At 69.3% G+C, this 14759-nt stretch carries 6 protein-coding genes, 1 tRNA gene and 1 rRNA gene; 1 reads left to right on the top strand and 7 read right to left on the bottom strand.

Features of this window, described 5'->3' with window-relative positions; genetic code table 11:
* Positions 1-74 precede the first annotated feature (74 nt).
* The 4 genes from AB0D59_RS41655 to AB0D59_RS41640 all read right to left on the bottom strand — a co-directional run bounded on the left by AB0D59_RS41655 (position 75) and on the right by AB0D59_RS41640 (position 10494).
* Positions 75-917, bottom strand: a complete 843-nt coding sequence (locus tag AB0D59_RS41655; protein WP_362576487.1) for a RodZ domain-containing protein — start codon at positions 915-917, stop codon at positions 75-77.
* Positions 918-1192: 275 nt separating this feature from the next.
* Positions 1193-3955: a DNA translocase FtsK gene (locus tag AB0D59_RS41650; RefSeq protein WP_362576486.1), complete on the bottom strand. Its 2763-nt coding sequence runs from the start codon at positions 3953-3955 to the stop codon at positions 1193-1195.
* 124 nt (positions 3956-4079) lie between these two features.
* Positions 4080-4760 carry a response regulator gene (locus AB0D59_RS41645; RefSeq protein ID WP_362576485.1) on the bottom strand — a complete coding sequence of 227 codons (681 nt, stop codon included), beginning with the start codon at positions 4758-4760 and terminating at the stop codon, positions 4080-4082.
* Between the two features lie 274 nt (positions 4761-5034).
* Positions 5035-10494, bottom strand: a complete 5460-nt coding sequence (locus AB0D59_RS41640) for a HAMP domain-containing protein (protein ID WP_362576484.1) — start codon at positions 10492-10494, stop codon at positions 5035-5037.
* 412 nt (positions 10495-10906) lie between these two features.
* On the opposite strand from AB0D59_RS41640, the gene AB0D59_RS41635 reads away from it, so the two are divergent.
* Positions 10907-13663, top strand: coding sequence for a SpoIIE family protein phosphatase (locus AB0D59_RS41635; RefSeq protein ID WP_362576483.1), 2757 nt, complete (start codon positions 10907-10909; stop codon positions 13661-13663).
* 80 nt (positions 13664-13743) lie between these two features.
* Here the strand turns inward: AB0D59_RS41635 and AB0D59_RS41630 are convergent.
* The 3 genes from AB0D59_RS41630 to rrf form a co-directional block, all read right to left on the bottom strand.
* Positions 13744-13816, bottom strand: a tRNA-Thr gene (locus AB0D59_RS41630).
* A 76-nt stretch (positions 13817-13892) separates the two neighbouring features.
* The gene (locus AB0D59_RS41625; RefSeq protein ID WP_362576558.1) at positions 13893-14555 is read right to left on the bottom strand and encodes a DegT/DnrJ/EryC1/StrS family aminotransferase; all 663 of its coding nucleotides are present in this window, start codon (positions 14553-14555) and stop codon (positions 13893-13895) included.
* Between the two features lie 113 nt (positions 14556-14668).
* Positions 14669-14759: ribosomal RNA gene (gene rrf, locus AB0D59_RS41620) — 5S ribosomal RNA — on the bottom strand; the annotation flags it as partial.

Here is a 14759-nt window from a genome sequence, read left to right as displayed (position 1 = left end):
TCTCACCGACAGCCCACGTCGAAGGGGCTGGCCGATCATGGCCAACCCCTTGGGTACGTGTTCGATCCGAACGGTTATCCGACTTCCGGGTCGCCCTTGGTGTAGGTGAGACGCTCCACGGCTCCGGGCCGGAACTGGTCCTCGATCTTCTTGCCGTTCACGTAGAGCTGGATGGCTCCGGCGTCACCGAGGATCAGGTTGATCTTGGAGCTGTCCTGGAAGGTCTTGGAGTCGCCCTTCTTCAGAAGCCCGTCGAACAGCATCCGGCCGTTGTGGTCCTTGGCCGAGATCCAGCTGCGTCCGTTCACCGCGCTGACCTGGACGGTGACCTTGTCCTGGGGTGCGGCGGCGATCGCGCTGTCGGAGGGCTCGGGGGTCTTCTCGGGCTTGCTTTCCTTGGGGGTCGGCGAGGCCGGCTTGCTGGTCGTCGGGGCGGCTCCCCCGGCGACCGACTGCTTGGCGTCGTCGCCGTCGCCGCCCTTGAAGGCGGTGAAGCCGACGAAACCGATCACGACGACGATGGCGGCGACCATGGCCGCCGTCCAGTTGGGTCCTCGGCGCTCGGGGCGGATACGTTCCGCCTCGAACAGCGGGGCGGCGGGCGTCGGCGCGGGCCGCCCACCACCGTGCTCGGCCGCGAACTGCGCCAGCAGCGGCTCGGGGTCCAGGCCGACGGCCTTGGCCAGGGTCCTGATGTGCCCGCGGGCGTAGACGTCGCCGCCGCAGGGGGCGAAGTCGTCGGCCTCGATGGCATGCACGATGGCGATGCGGACCCGGGTGCTCCCGCTGATCTCGTCGACGGTCAGCCCGGCGGCGATGCGGGCCTGCTTGAGGGCTCGGCCTACGGAGGGGCGGTTTTCCTCGGACACGTCTGGGAACGGACGCTCGTCTTCAGGGGAGTTGCTGCCGATGGACACGGGGGCGCCTTTCGAGCGTGTAGCCACCTGTGCTGGAAGTTCAGTCTATGGGGGGTACGAAAGGGTGGGGCAACCGGGCGGTGGGACTTTGTACGCCATCGGTATGGCCGGGCATCCCGATGACGGGTCAGGCGTGCGCCCCAGGGTGGGGTACCCACCTTTCCTCTCGCTCAACTTGACGTACGTCAAAGGGAAACGGTTGCCCGACGATCTCTAACGGGTGGATCACGACAGCCTCCACCCGGTCTACAGGCGCCCGTAGCCCTGAGACAGACCTACCCCTCAGACTCCCCACGGATCACAGCAAGCACTCCGTCCAGCTCATCGGGTTTCACCAGAACGTCGCGCGCCTTGGACCCCTCGCTCGGCCCGACCACCCCGCGCGACTCCATGAGATCCATGAGCCGGCCCGCCTTGGCGAAGCCCACGCGCAGCTTGCGCTGGAGCATGGAGGTGGAGCCGAACTGTGTGGAAACGACCAGTTCGGCCGCCTGGCACAGCAGGTCGAGGTCGTCGCCGATGTCCTCGTCGATCTCCTTCTTCTGCTTGGTGCCCACGGTGACGTCGTCCCGGAAGACCGGCGCCATCTGGTCCTTGCAGTGCTGGACGATCACCGCGACCTCTTCTTCGGTGACGAACGCGCCCTGCATACGGGTCGGCTTGTTCGCCCCCATCGGCAGGAAGAGACCATCGCCCTTGCCGATGAGTTTCTCGGCGCCTGGCTGGTCGAGGATGACGCGGCTGTCGGCGAGCGAGGAGGTGGCGAAGGCGAGCCGGGAGGGCACGTTCGCCTTGATGAGGCCGGTGACCACGTCGACCGACGGACGCTGGGTGGCCAGCACCAGGTGGATGCCGGCCGCCCGCGCGAGCTGCGTGATGCGCACGATCGAGTCCTCGACGTCCCGGGGCGCGACCATCATCAGGTCGGCGAGCTCGTCGACGATCACCAGGAGATACGGATAGGTCTTGAGCTCCCGCTCGCTGCCCTCCGGCGTCTTCAGCTTGCCGTCGCGGATGGCCTGGTTGAAGTCGTCGATGTGCCGGTACCCGAACGCCGCCAGGTCGTCGTAGCGCAGGTCCATCTCGCGTACGACCCACTGGAGCGCCTCGGCGGCCCGCTTCGGGTTGGTGATGATCGGCGTGATCAGGTGCGGGATGCCCTCGTAGGCGGTCAGCTCGACCCGCTTGGGGTCCACCAGGACCATCCGGACGTCCTCCGGGGTCGCCCGCATCATGACCGAGGTGATCAGACAGTTGATGCAGGACGACTTGCCGGAGCCGGTGGCGCCCGCGACGAGCACGTGCGGCATCTTGGCCAGCGAGTGCATGACGTAGCCGCCCTCGACGTCCTTGCCGAAGGCGACCAGCATCGGGTCGTCGTCCTCGGCGGACTCGGCGAGCCGCAGCACGTCACCCAGGTTGACCATCTCGCGGTCGGTGTTGGGGATCTCGATGCCGACCGCGGACTTGCCGGGGATCGGGCTGATGATCCGCACGTCCGGGCTGGCGACGGCGTACGCGATGTTCTTGGTGAGGGCGGTGATCCGCTCGACCTTCACGGCGGGGCCGAGCTCGACCTCGTACCGGGTGACCGTCGGACCGCGGGTGAAGCCGGTGACGCGCGCGTCGACCTTGAACTCGGAGAAGACGTTGGAGAGCGAGGCGACGACCTTGTCGTTGGCCTCGCTGCGCGACTTGCCCGGCCCGCCCCGGGTGAGCAGGTCCAGGGAGGGCAGCGAGTAGGTGATGTCGCCGGAGAGCTGGAGCTGCTCGGCGCGCGGGGGCAGGTCGCGGGGCTCTTCGGGGGCCGGCTTGGTCAGGTCTGCGACGACCGGTTCGACCTTGAGCTGCTCCTGCTTGGGCCGCGCGGCCGGGACCGGACTGGGACTCGGGCTGGGGCTGGGAGCCGGCACGGGCGTGGGCGTGGTGTCCTCGCGGTCGCCGACGCTGACGCCCTGGGTGAGGTCGGCGACGAGCGGCGAGGGCGGCATGCCGTGCATGACCGCGCCGTCGAGGGCGGCAGCGGCGGCCGCGGCGACGTCCACGGCGTCCATCTGACGGCCCATCTCGGGCTGCGGCACGGCGGAGCGCCGCGGACGGCCCCGGCGCTTGGCGAGGGCCTCCTGCTCGGCGACGTCCGGGTCGTAGTCCTGGGGGGCGCTGGAGCGCCTGCGGGAGCGTGCGGGCAGCGCCTGGCGCCACTGCTCGTCGTAGCGCTCGTCGTCGCCGTGCTCGTCGTACTCGCCGTACTCGTCCGGATCGGGGTCGTGCAGCAGCCCGAGGCGGATGCCGAGCGCGCGCAGCCGCTGCGGGATCGCGTTCACCGGGGTCGCGGTGACCACGAGCAGCCCGAAGACCGTGAGCAGCGCCAGCAGCGGTACGGCGAGGACCTCGGTCATGGTGTACGTCAGCGGGGTCGCCGCCGCCCAGCCGATGAGGCCGCCGGCGTCCCTTATGCCCTGCATGCCCTCGCTGCGGGCGGGCGAGCCGCAGGCGATGTGGACCTGGCCGAGCACGCCGATGACGAGCGCGGACAGGCCGATCACGATCCGGCCGTTGGCCTCCGGCTGCTCGGGGTGGCGCATGAACCGCAGGGCGATCACCGCGAGCAGGATCGGCACCAGCAGGTCGAGGCGGCCGAAGGCGCCGGTGACCAGGATCTCCACCAGGTCGCCGACCGGGCCGCGCAGGTCGGCCCAGGTGCCGGCGGCGACGATCAGGGCGATACCGAGCAGGAGCAGCGCGACGCCGTCCTTGCGGTGGGCCGGATCCAGGTTCTTGGCTCCCTGTCCTATGCCGCGGAAGACCGCGCCGACGGCGTGCGCGAGGCCGAGCCAGAGGGCGCGCACCAGGCGGTAGACGCCCCCGGTCGGGCTGGGCGCCGGCTTGGGCGCCGGCGCGGACTTCTTCGCCGCGGCCCTCTTGGCGGGCGCCTTCTTGGCCGGGGCTTTCTTCGCGGCGGCCTTTTTCGCCGGCGCCTTCGAGGGAGCGGCCTTCTTCGGGGGCTGCTTCTTGGCTGCCGAGGGACGTGAGGCCATGGGTGTGAGGTTACCGGGGGATGCGACAGGGGACACGTGTGCCCACTGCTTCACCCGTTCGTGTCGCCCTTGTGGGGGCGCGGAACTGACGCGCGCTCATCGGCAACTCTGGCCGCCCTCGCGGTCAGTTCTGCGAGGGAAGCGGTGAAGCGCCGCCACCGGTGCCCGGCTCCAGGGCGTCCAGCGCCCGGCGCAGGCCGGTGAGTTTGCGCTCCAGATGGGCCGCCGTGGCCACCGCCGCCGCGTCCGCGGACTCGTCGTCCAGCTGCTTGGACAGCGCCTCGGCCTGCTCCTCGACGGCCGCGAGCCGCGCCGACAGCTCGGCGAGCAGCCCCGCGGACTCCTTGCCGGCGACCGCGCCCTTGCCGCCGCCCTCCAACTGGAGCCGAAGCAGCGCCGCCTGCTCACGGAGCTGGCAGTTCTTCATGTACAGCTCGACGAAGACCGAGACCTTGGCGCGCAGCACCCACGGGTCGAAGGGCTTGGAGATGTAGTCCACCGCGCCCGCCGCGTACCCCCGGAAGGTGTGGTGCGGGCCGTGGTTGATGGCGGTGAGGAAGATGATCGGGATGTCCCGGGTCCGCTCCCGCCGCTTGATGTGTGCCGCGGTCTCGAAACCGTCCATGCCCGGCATCTGGACGTCCAGCAGAATGACCGCGAAGTCGTCCGTGAGCAGTGCCTTGAGCGCTTCCTCCCCGGACGATGCCCGCACCAGTGTCTGATCGAGCGCAGAGAGGATGGCCTCCAGCGCCAGCAGATTCTCCGGCCGGTCATCGACCAGGAGGATCTTGGCCTTCTGCACCATGGCCCGCCCTCCTCGCCCCGGATGTGCACCGGGCGCCGCCCCAGGGGACGACTCCCTTTCGCCGCCCGTCCTTGTGCCGGTCATGGTAGCCGCACCCCGCCTGTCGCCACACCCTGTCACCGCGATGTCACTGTGCACGTAGCAGAAACGCAGCCGGGGACCAGAAGGTTCCCCCAATCCCGCACTTCTACACGGGTTCCGCAACCCTGAGTCAGCAACTCCCCGTGCACACGGAAGGTTCCCGAAACGTTCACATCACATCCGTCCGTTCCGGTCACTCCTCGCGCATCCACTTCGCCATCACCGCCAGCAGGTGATCGGGGTCGACCGGCTTGGTGACGTAGTCGGAGGCGCCGGACTCGATCGCCTTCTCCCGGTCGCCCTTCATCGCCTTGGCGGTCAGCGCGATGATCGGCAGCCCGGCGAACTGCGGCATCCGACGGATCGCCGTGGTCGTCGCATAGCCGTCCATCTCGGGCATCATGATGTCCATCAGGACCACCGCGACGTCGTCGTGCTGCTCCAGGACCTCGATGCCCTCACGGCCGTTCTCCGCGTACAGCACCGACAGACCGTGCTGCTCGAGGACGCTGGTGAGGGCGAAGACGTTGCGGATGTCGTCGTCGACGATCAGCACCTTCTCCCCGCCGAACCGTACGCCCCGGCGCGGCGCCGGGGCCGTCGCATCCTGCTCGGCCAGCACCGGCCACGACTCGGCGATCTGCGGGATGGCCCGGCGACGGCGACGGAAGAGCGCGGCGGCACCGTTCTGGGTCTCCTGGTACGACTTCACCTCGGCGGGCGTCTCGATCTCCGCGCCGGACAGCTCGGAGCCGTGGTTCTGCGAGGCGACCAGGTCCCCGGCCTCCAGCGCGGGCACGGACTGCTGGTAGCCCTGCGGCGGCAGCTCGCTGGGGTGCAGCGGCAGATACAGCGTGAACGTCGAACCGCGGCCCGGCTCGCTCTGCGCATAGATCTCACCGCCGAGCAGCTGCGCGATCTCCCGCGAGATCGACAGACCAAGGCCCGTACCGCCGTACTTGCGGCTGGTCGTGCCGTCGGCCTGCTTGAACGCCTCGAAGATGACCCGCATCTTGCTGGCCGCGATACCGATGCCGGTGTCGGTCACCGAGAAGGCGATCAGCGGCGCGTCCGGATCGCTGAGCGAACCGGCCTCGAGCAGCTGCTCCCTGATCCCCAGCGGCACGTCGCCGCTCGCCGGGCGGATCACCAGCTCCACCGAGCCGGAGTCGGTGAACTTCACCGCGTTGGACAGCAGGTTGCGCAGCACCTGCAGCAGCCGCTGTTCGTCGGTGTGCAGGGTGGCGGGCAGCTCCGGGGAGACCCGTACCGACAGGTCGAGGCCCTTCTCCGCGGTCAGCGGCCGGAAGGTGGCCTCCACGTAGTCCACGAGCTGGACCAGCGCGATACGCGTCGGGGAGACGTCCATCTTGCCCGCCTCGACCTTCGACAGGTCGAGGATGTCGTTGATCAGCTGGAGCAGGTCGGAGCCGGCGCCGTGGATGGTCTCGGCGAACTCCACCTGCTTCGGGGAGAGGTTGCCCTCGGCGTTGTCGGCGAGCAGCTTCGCCAGGATCAGCAGCGAGTTGAGCGGGGTGCGCAGCTCGTGCGACATGTTGGCGAGGAACTCGCTCTTGTAGCGCATGGAGACCGCGAGTTGCTCGGCACGCTCCTCCAGGACCTGCCTGGCCTCCTCGATCTCCGTGTTCTTCACCTCGATGTCGCGGTTCTGCTGGGCCAGCAGCTCGGCCTTCTCCTCCAGTTCGGCGTTGGACGCCTGGAGGGCCTTCTGCCGGTTCTCCAGCTCCGCCGACCGCTCCCGCAGCTGCTCGGTCAGTTCCTGCGACTGCTTCAGCAGCACCTCGGTCTTGGTGTTGACGGAGATGGTGTTGACGCTGGTCGCGATCATCTCGGCGATCTGGTTGAGGAAGTCCTTCTGGATGTGCGTGAACGGCGTGAAGGACGCCAGCTCGATCACACCGAGGACATTGCCCTCGAACAGCACCGGAAGCACGATCACCTGCGCCGGCGGGGCCTCGCCGAGCCCGGAGGAGATCTTCAGATAGCCCGTGGGCGCCTTCTCCACCAGGATCGTGCGCTTCTCCTGGGCCGCCGTGCCGATCAGCGCCTCACCGGGCCGGAACGACGTCGGCATGGAGCCCATCGAGTAGCCGTACGACCCCTGCATGCGCAGCTCGTAGGCGTCCTCGGTCTCGGCGCCCAGGTCCTTGCCGTCGACCAGGGGCATCGCCATGAAGAACGCGCCGTGCTGCGCGGAGACCACCGGTGTCAGCTCGCTCATGATCAGCGAGGCCACGTCCGCCAGGTCGCGGCGGCCCTGCATCAACGCGGAGATACGCGCCAGGTTGCCCTTGAGCCAGTCCTGCTCCTGGTTGGCGACCGTGGTGTCGCGCAGGTTGGCGATCATCTTGTTGATGTAGTCCTGGAGTTCCTGGATCTCGCCGGAGGCGTCCACGTCGATCTTCAGGTTCAGGTCGCCGCGGGTCACCGCGGTCGCCACGCGCGCGATGGCACGCACCTGCCGGGTCAGGTTCCCGGCCATCTCGTTCACCGACTCGGTGAGGTCCCGCCAGGTGCCGTCGACGTCACGCACGCGTGCCTGACCGCCCAGCTGCCCCTCGGTACCCACCTCGCGGGCCACCCGGGTGACCTCCTCGGCGAAGCTGGACAGCTGGTCGACCATCGTGTTGATCGTCGTCTTGAGTTCGAGGATCTCGCCGCGGGCGTCGATGTCGATCTTCTTGGTGAGGTCGCCCTTGGCGATGGCCGTGGTGACCATCGCGATGTTGCGCACCTGGCCGGTCAGGTTGGACGCCATGCCGTTCACCGACTCGGTGAGGTCCTTCCACGTACCCGCCACACCCGGTACGTGCGCCTGACCGCCGAGGATGCCGTCCGTGCCCACCTCACGGGCCACCTTGGTGACCTGGTCGGCGAACGAACTCAGCGTCCTCACCATCGTGTTGATGGTGTCCGCGAGCTGGGCCACCTCACCGCTCGCCTCGATGGTGACCTGCCGGGTCAGGTCGCCGTTGGCGACGGCCGCCGAGACCTGGGAGATGTTGCGCACCTGCATGGTCAGGTTGTTGGCCATCAGGTTCACGTTGTTGCTGAGGTCCTTCCAGATGCCCGTGACACCCGGAACGTGCGCCTGACCGCCCAGGATGCCCTCGGTACCCACCTCACGGGCCACCCGGGTCACCTGCTCGGCGAAGCTGGACAGCTGGTCGACCATGGTGTTGACCGTCGTGACGAGCTCGAGAATCTCGCCCTTCGCGTCAACAGTGATCTTCTTCGACAGGTCGCCCTTGGCGACCCCCGTCGTGACCTCGGCGATGTTGCGGACCTGGATGGTCAGGTTGTTCGCCATGAAGTTCACGGACTGGGTGAGGTCCTTCCAGGTGCCCGCCACCCCCTGCACCTCGGCCTGGCCGCCGAGGATGCCCTCGGTGCCCACCTCGCGCGCGACGCGCGTGACCTCCTGGGCGAACGACGACAGCTGGTCGACCATCGTGTTCAGGGTGTTCTTCAGCTCCTGGATCTCACCGCGCGCGTCCACGGTGATCTTCTGCGAGAGGTCACCCCGGGCCACCGCGGTCGCCACCTGGGCGATGTTGCGCACCTGGGCGGTGAGGTTGCCGGCCATGCCGTTCACCGAGTCCGTCAGGTCCCGCCACACACCGGCCACACCGGGCACCTGCGCCTGACCGCCGAGCCGGCCCTCCGTGCCCACCTCTCGGGCCACCTTGGTGACCTGGTCGGCGAAGGCGGAGAGCTGATCGACCATCGTGTTGATGGTGCTCTTCAGTTCGAGGATCTCGCCGCGCGCGTCGACGTCGATCTTCTGGGACAGGTCACCCCGCGCCACCGCCGTCGTCACCTGGGCGATCTGCCGCACCTGCGAGGTGAGGTTGCCGGCCATGAAGTTGACGGAGTCCGTGAGCTCCTTCCAGGTACCCGAGACGCCGTCCACGCGGGCCTGACCGCCGAGACGGCCCTCCGTGCCCACGTCCCTGGCCATCCGCGTCACCTGGTCGGCGAAGCTGGAGAGCTGGTCCACCATCGTGTTCACGGTGTTCTTCAGCTGGAGCATCTCGCCGGAGACGTCGACCGTGACCTTCTGCGACAGGTCGCCGTTGGCCACCGCCGTCGTCACCTGGGCGATGTTGCGCACCTGCCCGGTGAGGTTGCGGAACGCGGTGTTGACGGAGTCGGTCAGGTCCTTCCAGGTACCGGCGGCCCCGGCCACCTGCGCCTGGCCGCCCAGTTCACCCTCGACACCGATCTCCCGGGCCACGCGGGTGACCTCGGCACCGAACGACGACAGCTGGTCGACCATGCCGTTGACGGTGTTCTTCAGCTCCAGCATCTCGCCGGCCACGTCCACGGTGACCTTCTGCGAGAGGTCACCGTTGGCCACCGCCGTCGTCACCGCGGCGATGTCCCGCACCTGGGTGGTCAGGTTCCGGAAGACCGTGTTGACGGAGTCCGTCAGGTCCTTCCAGGTGCCCGCCGCGCCCGGCACGTTAGCCTGCCCGCCGAGCTGCCCCTCGGCACCGACCTCGTTGGCCACACGCGTGACCTCGTCCGCGAAGATCCGCAGCGTCTCGGTCATCTGGTTGATCGTCTCGGCGAGCTGCGCGACCTCACCACGGGCCGGAACGGTCACCTTGCGCGAGAGGTCACCGTTGGCGACCGCGGTGGTCACCTCGGAGATCCCGCGCACCTGGGCCGTCAGATTGCCGGCCATGGTGTTGACGGAATCGGTGAGTTCCTTCCACGTACCGGCGACCCCGGGCACATGCGCCTGGCCGCCCAGGATGCCGTCCGTACCCACCTCACGGGCGACTCGGGTCACCTCGGAGGAGAAGGCCGACAGCTGGTCCACCATCGTGTTGACGGTTTCCTTCAGCTCCAGCATCTCGCCGGCGACCTGAACCGTGACCTTCCGGGACAGATCACCCTTGGCGACCGCGGTCGTCACCAGCGCGATGTCCCGCACCTGGGCCGTCAGCCGGTACGCCATCGTGTTGACCGAGTCCGTCAGATCCCGCCACGAACCGGACATACCGCGCACCCGGGCCTGTCCGCCCAGCTTGCCCTCGGTACCCACCTCGCTGGCCACGCGTGTGACCTCGTCGGTGAACGTCGACAGCTGGTCCACCAGGTTGTTGACGGTCCTGCCGACCTTCAGGAACTCACCGCGCAGCGGATGCCCGGCCCCGTCCGCCGACGGCGACCGCAGATCCATCCGCGGCGACAGATCACCCTCGGCCACCGCCGTCAGGACCCGGCCCACCTCGGAGACCGGCCGTACGAGGTCGTCGACGAGGGCGTTGGAGTTGTCCACGGCGGCCGCCCAGGAGCCTTCGCAGGCGCCCGTTTCCAGCCGTTCCGTGAGTTTTCCCTCACGTCCGACCACTCGCCGTACCCGTGACAGCTCACCCGTGAGGTGGAGATTGCGGTCGGCGACCTCGTTGAAGACCGCCGCGATCTCCGACATCACGCCGTCCCCGGACACCGTGAGCCGCTTCCGGAAGTTCCCGTCGCGCATCGCCGCGAGAGCCACCAGCAGCCGGTTCAGGGCAGCCGTGTCCACCGTGGTGGTCCCGTCACCGCCCCGCTGCCTGCTCAGGGACGGTCCGCCTTTCGCGCGCGCCTTAGTGCCCCGCGCCGCTGCGCCAGACTCCACTGTGTCCCTCCCGCAGGGGTCGACCGTTACCACTGTGCCCGTACCACTGTGCTCGGATACCGCCGTAGTCGGCGTACCGCTTACTTCGGCGTACCCGTTACTGCTGCGTCCTTCTGCCAGATCGGATCCGGCCACACCAGGGGCTGCTGCCCGCAGTACATGCAACGCATTCAGCCTGCCCGTACCTTCATCAGAAGCCTGCCCAGTGTTTCACCCCGGCCGAACCAGGCCATAACAGTTCGGCAGCTTCGCACATCGTCCGCACACCCTGGGGACGTAAACACTGGCGACCGGCATCCGCTCGGACGGCGAAGGTAAGTAACCTTGCATGCGGCTGTCCAGCCGCGCCGGTTTGTTCGGCCTGGGCGGTGGCACGAGAACGAGCGGGCATTCGGAGGGGCGGCCGCAGACCATGACCACCGGAGTGATCCCCGGGGGACACACCCCGGAGCCACGGCCCACGGGCGAACGGATGCCGCAGCAGCGGCACGAGTCGGCCGACCAGGGAAGCCCGTATGTCGAGAACCGGTCGAGGAGTTCTGTGATCACCGCGCGCGCGGCCGCCAGCTTCGAGCCCGTCGGGCGATCGGTCGCGACCGCCCGGGCCTTCGTCCGCGACACGCTCCAGGGCTGGGGCTTCGCGGACGTCATCGACGACGCCGTGGTCCTCACCAGCGAACTGGTGACCAACGCGGTCGTACACGCGGGCACCCACGCCGACGTCCTGTGCCTGCGCTCGGACGACGGGGTGCGCATCGAGGTCGCCGACCGCTACCCGGAACGCGAGGTCCCGCTCCAGGGCTCCGCCGTCAACATGGGCAGCCCCGACCGCGAGGGCGGCCGCGGCCTCCAGCTCTGCGCGGCCCTCGCCGCCCGCTGGGGTGTCGAGTACACGCCCACGTACAAGAATGTCTGGTTCCAGCTCGATCTGCCCGAGCGCCCGGTGGGCACCCGCGCGGCCGGCCCGTCCCTCCCCGCCGACCTGCTGCCCCTCGCCGACGGCCGGGTCCGGGTCGCGGTCGTCCAGATCGACCGCAAGGGCTCCGTCACGGCCTGGAACGAGGACGCCGAGGAACTCTTCGGCCACACCGCCTCCGAGGTCACCGGCAAGCCGCTCACCGACCTCGCCGCCTGGCCGCACACCCCGGGCACCGGTACCGGCGTCGCCGAGGCCCTCCAGCTCTCTCGCTGGGAGGGCAGTTACGGCATCCGCGGCGCCGACGGCCGGGTCACTTCCGTCTACGCCTCGCACCTGAGGGTCCGCGACACCGGCGGCGAGCCCTCCACCGTCTGCCTGCTGGTACGCGACCACGAACGCGCCGTCCTCCAGACCCCGTTGCGCCTGCCCGCCTCCGACGCCGGCGGCGGCTCCGACGGCCAGAGCACCGACCCCTTCGAGGTGTTCATCGGCTCGCCGGCCCCGGACGACCTCGACGGCCTCCTCCAGCGCACGGTCGAGCGCGCCCGCGACATGCTCGACGGCGACTCCGCGTTCCTGCTCCTGGCGACCGACGACGAGACCGAGTTGGAGGTCCGCGCCTCCACGGGGCTGCCGTCCGCCCGTCAGCGCTTCGCGCGCGTGCCCGTCGAAGCCGGCCCCGGCCGCTACGGCTCGGCCCGTATGCCGGCCGTCCACGACGATCTGACGGCCGTTCCGGGCGCGGTCCCCCTCCTGGGCGGCACCGGCATGCGCTCGGTCGTCACGGTCCCGCTGAAGGTCGAGGGCCGTCTGACGGGCTCCCTGGGCGTCGCCGCGGAGGCCCCGGGCAGATACTCCAACGAGGAGGCGCTGCGCCTCCAGTTCGCCGCCGACCGCATCGCCCTGGCCGTCGAGTCGGCCCGCCTGGGCGAGTTGGAGCGGCTGCGCCGCGGCTCGCTCAGCTTCCTGGTCGAGGCCTCCGACCTGCTCGCCGGCACCCTGGACCGCGACCAGACCCTCGCCCTGATGGCACAGATGACGGTCCCGACCCTCGCCACCTGGTGCGCGGTCTACACGATCGCCGACCAGGCCTCCGAGCCGTACCTGTCGTACGTCCTGCACGAGGACGAGGAACTGATCGACGGCATCAAGTCGTTGCTCTCCAAGGTGCCCCCGCCGGACCCGGTACCCACCCCGGGCGCCCGGGTCTGGACAACCCCCGGCGAGCGCGCCCACCAGGCCGCCCTGCGCAGTTCCATGCGCAGCCTGGGCCTGACCGGTGGCCCCGCCCGCCAGGTCTCCTCCGCCATCGGCCCGACGCTCGCCACGGCCTCCGCCGTGGGCGGCGAGACCGTGGTCCTCCCCCTGGTCGCCCGCAACCGCGTCATCGGCATGCTCACCCTGGGCAAGCCCACCGACGAACACTTCCGCCAGGAAATCCTGGAACTGGCCGAGGACCTGTCCCGCCGGGCAGCCCTGGCCCTGGACAACGCCCGCCTGTACTCGGAGCGCACGGCCATCAGCCAGGCCCTCCAGCGCAGCCTGCTGCCCCCGGGCACCCCGCACATCGAGGGCGTCGAGGTCGAGGTCATCTACCGCGCGGCCGGCGAGGGCAACGAGGTCGGCGGCGACTTCTACGACGTCTTCCCCATCTCCGACGGCACGTACGGCTTCGCCATCGGCGACGTCTGCGGTACGGGCCCCAACGCGGCCGCCGTGACGGGCCTGGCGCGGCACGCGCTCCGGCTCCTGGCCCGGGAGGGCCTCAGCGGCCCCGCGGTCCTGGAGCGCCTCAACTCGGCCATCCTGGACGAGGGCGCCCGCAGCCGATTCCTGACCCTCCTGTACGGCGAGATGCGCCCGCAGGAGGACGGCAGCGCGGAGATGAAGGTGGTGTGCGCCGGCCATCCGCTGCCGTTGCGCCTGCGCCAGGACGGCACGGTGGAGGCCGCCGCCGAACCCCAGCCGCTGCTCGGTGTCATCGAGGAACTGGAGCTCTACGAGCAGACGATCACCCTCGACCCGGGTGATGTCCTGCTGTGCGTCACCGACGGCGTGACGGAGCGCCGGGAGGGCACTCGCATGCTCGGCGACGACGGCCTCGCCGATGTCCTCACGACCTGCACGGGTCTGACGGCGGGCGCGGTCGCCGCACGCATCATGCGCGCGGTGGAGCGCTTCGCCTCGGACGCTCCGTCGGACGACATGGCGATTCTGGCGATGCGGGTCCCCGGCCTTCAGAAGGACTGAGGGCGGGGAAGGACTGAGGGCGGCGACGGAAGAGGAAACAAAAAAAGTCCCGCCCTTTCGGGTGGGACTTTTCCTGTCGGAGCCCCCAAACGGAATCGAACCGTTGACCTTCTCCTTACCATGGAGACGCTCTGCCGACTGAGCTATAGGGGCCTGTTGCCTTTTCGAGGTTTCCCCCGCGGCAACGGAATAGATCATACCCTGAACGGACCCGGGTTCCCAAACTCGTTCAGAAAGCGGGCTGCAGCAGTCCGCCGAGGGCGTTGCAGGCAGAGACGATCCGCTGCATCTCCCGCTTCGTCAACGAGGCGTCCACGGGCAGCGCCAGCGTCACGTCGGCGGCGTGCTCGGTCTCCGGCAGCGAGACACAGCGCCGGAATTCCGGCAGCCGGTGCACGGGCGTCTTCACCGGCACCCGGCAGTCGACTCCCTTGCCCCGCAAGGCCCGTGCGAAGGCGTCCCGGTCGGGCCGGCCGTTCCCCGGCACCCGCACGACGTACTGCTGGTAGGTGTGCCCGTCGCCACCGTCCGGCGTCCGCACCCCGCGCAGCTTCGCATCGAGGTAGGCGGCCCGCTGCCGCCGCTGAGCGACCTCGTCGTACGGCGCCTCGGACTCGCCCTGCTCCAGCACCAGCAGCCCGTGCCGCCGCCCCTGCGCGTGCAACTCCCGGATGTCGGCCCACCGTCCGAAGCGGTGTACGACAACCACGGCCGCGGTGCGGGCAGTTACCGCCGCCTCCACCGCGGAGACGTCGAGGCAGTAGGTCACCGGATCTATGTCGGCGAACACCGGAAGCGCACCGGCGAGTGTCACCGCCTCGGCGATTTCCACGTTCCCGAAGGCCGGCACGATGACCTCGTCACCGACTCCGACGCCGGCGGCCCTGAGCATTGCAGCAGTACCCATGCTGGGATGCTCTGCGCGCAACGTGAACTTTGCGTTACGCATACCGAAAAAGGGCTGGACCCGGAACGGAAGTTCCGGGTCCAGCCCTTTGAATGATTGTTCGGCGGTGTCCTACTCTCCCACAGGGTCCCCCCTGCAGTACCATCGGCGCTGTAAGGCTTAGCTTCCGGGTTCGGAATGTAACCGGGC

Origin of the sequence: Streptomyces sp. NPDC048417, from assembly GCF_040651615.1 — a bacterium.
In the GTDB taxonomy this organism is placed as follows: Bacteria; Actinomycetota; Actinomycetes; order Streptomycetales; family Streptomycetaceae; genus Streptomyces.
This window is presented reverse-complemented; position numbering and strand designations above follow the sequence as displayed.

Bases quoted from the DNA above. Each gene is read 5' to 3' on its own strand.
- AB0D59_RS41635 (WP_362576483.1), top strand. From the start codon at position 10,907: ATGACCACCGGAGTGATCCCCGGGGGACACACCCCGGAGCCACGGCCC.
- AB0D59_RS41645 (WP_362576485.1), bottom strand. From the start codon at position 4,760: ATGGTGCAGAAGGCCAAGATCCTCCTGGTCGATGACCGGCCGGAGAAT.
- AB0D59_RS41650 (WP_362576486.1), bottom strand. From the start codon at position 3,955: ATGGCCTCACGTCCCTCGGCAGCCAAGAAGCAGCCCCCGAAGAAGGCC.
- AB0D59_RS41625 (WP_362576558.1), bottom strand. From the start codon at position 14,555: ATGCTCAGGGCCGCCGGCGTCGGAGTCGGTGACGAGGTCATCGTGCCG.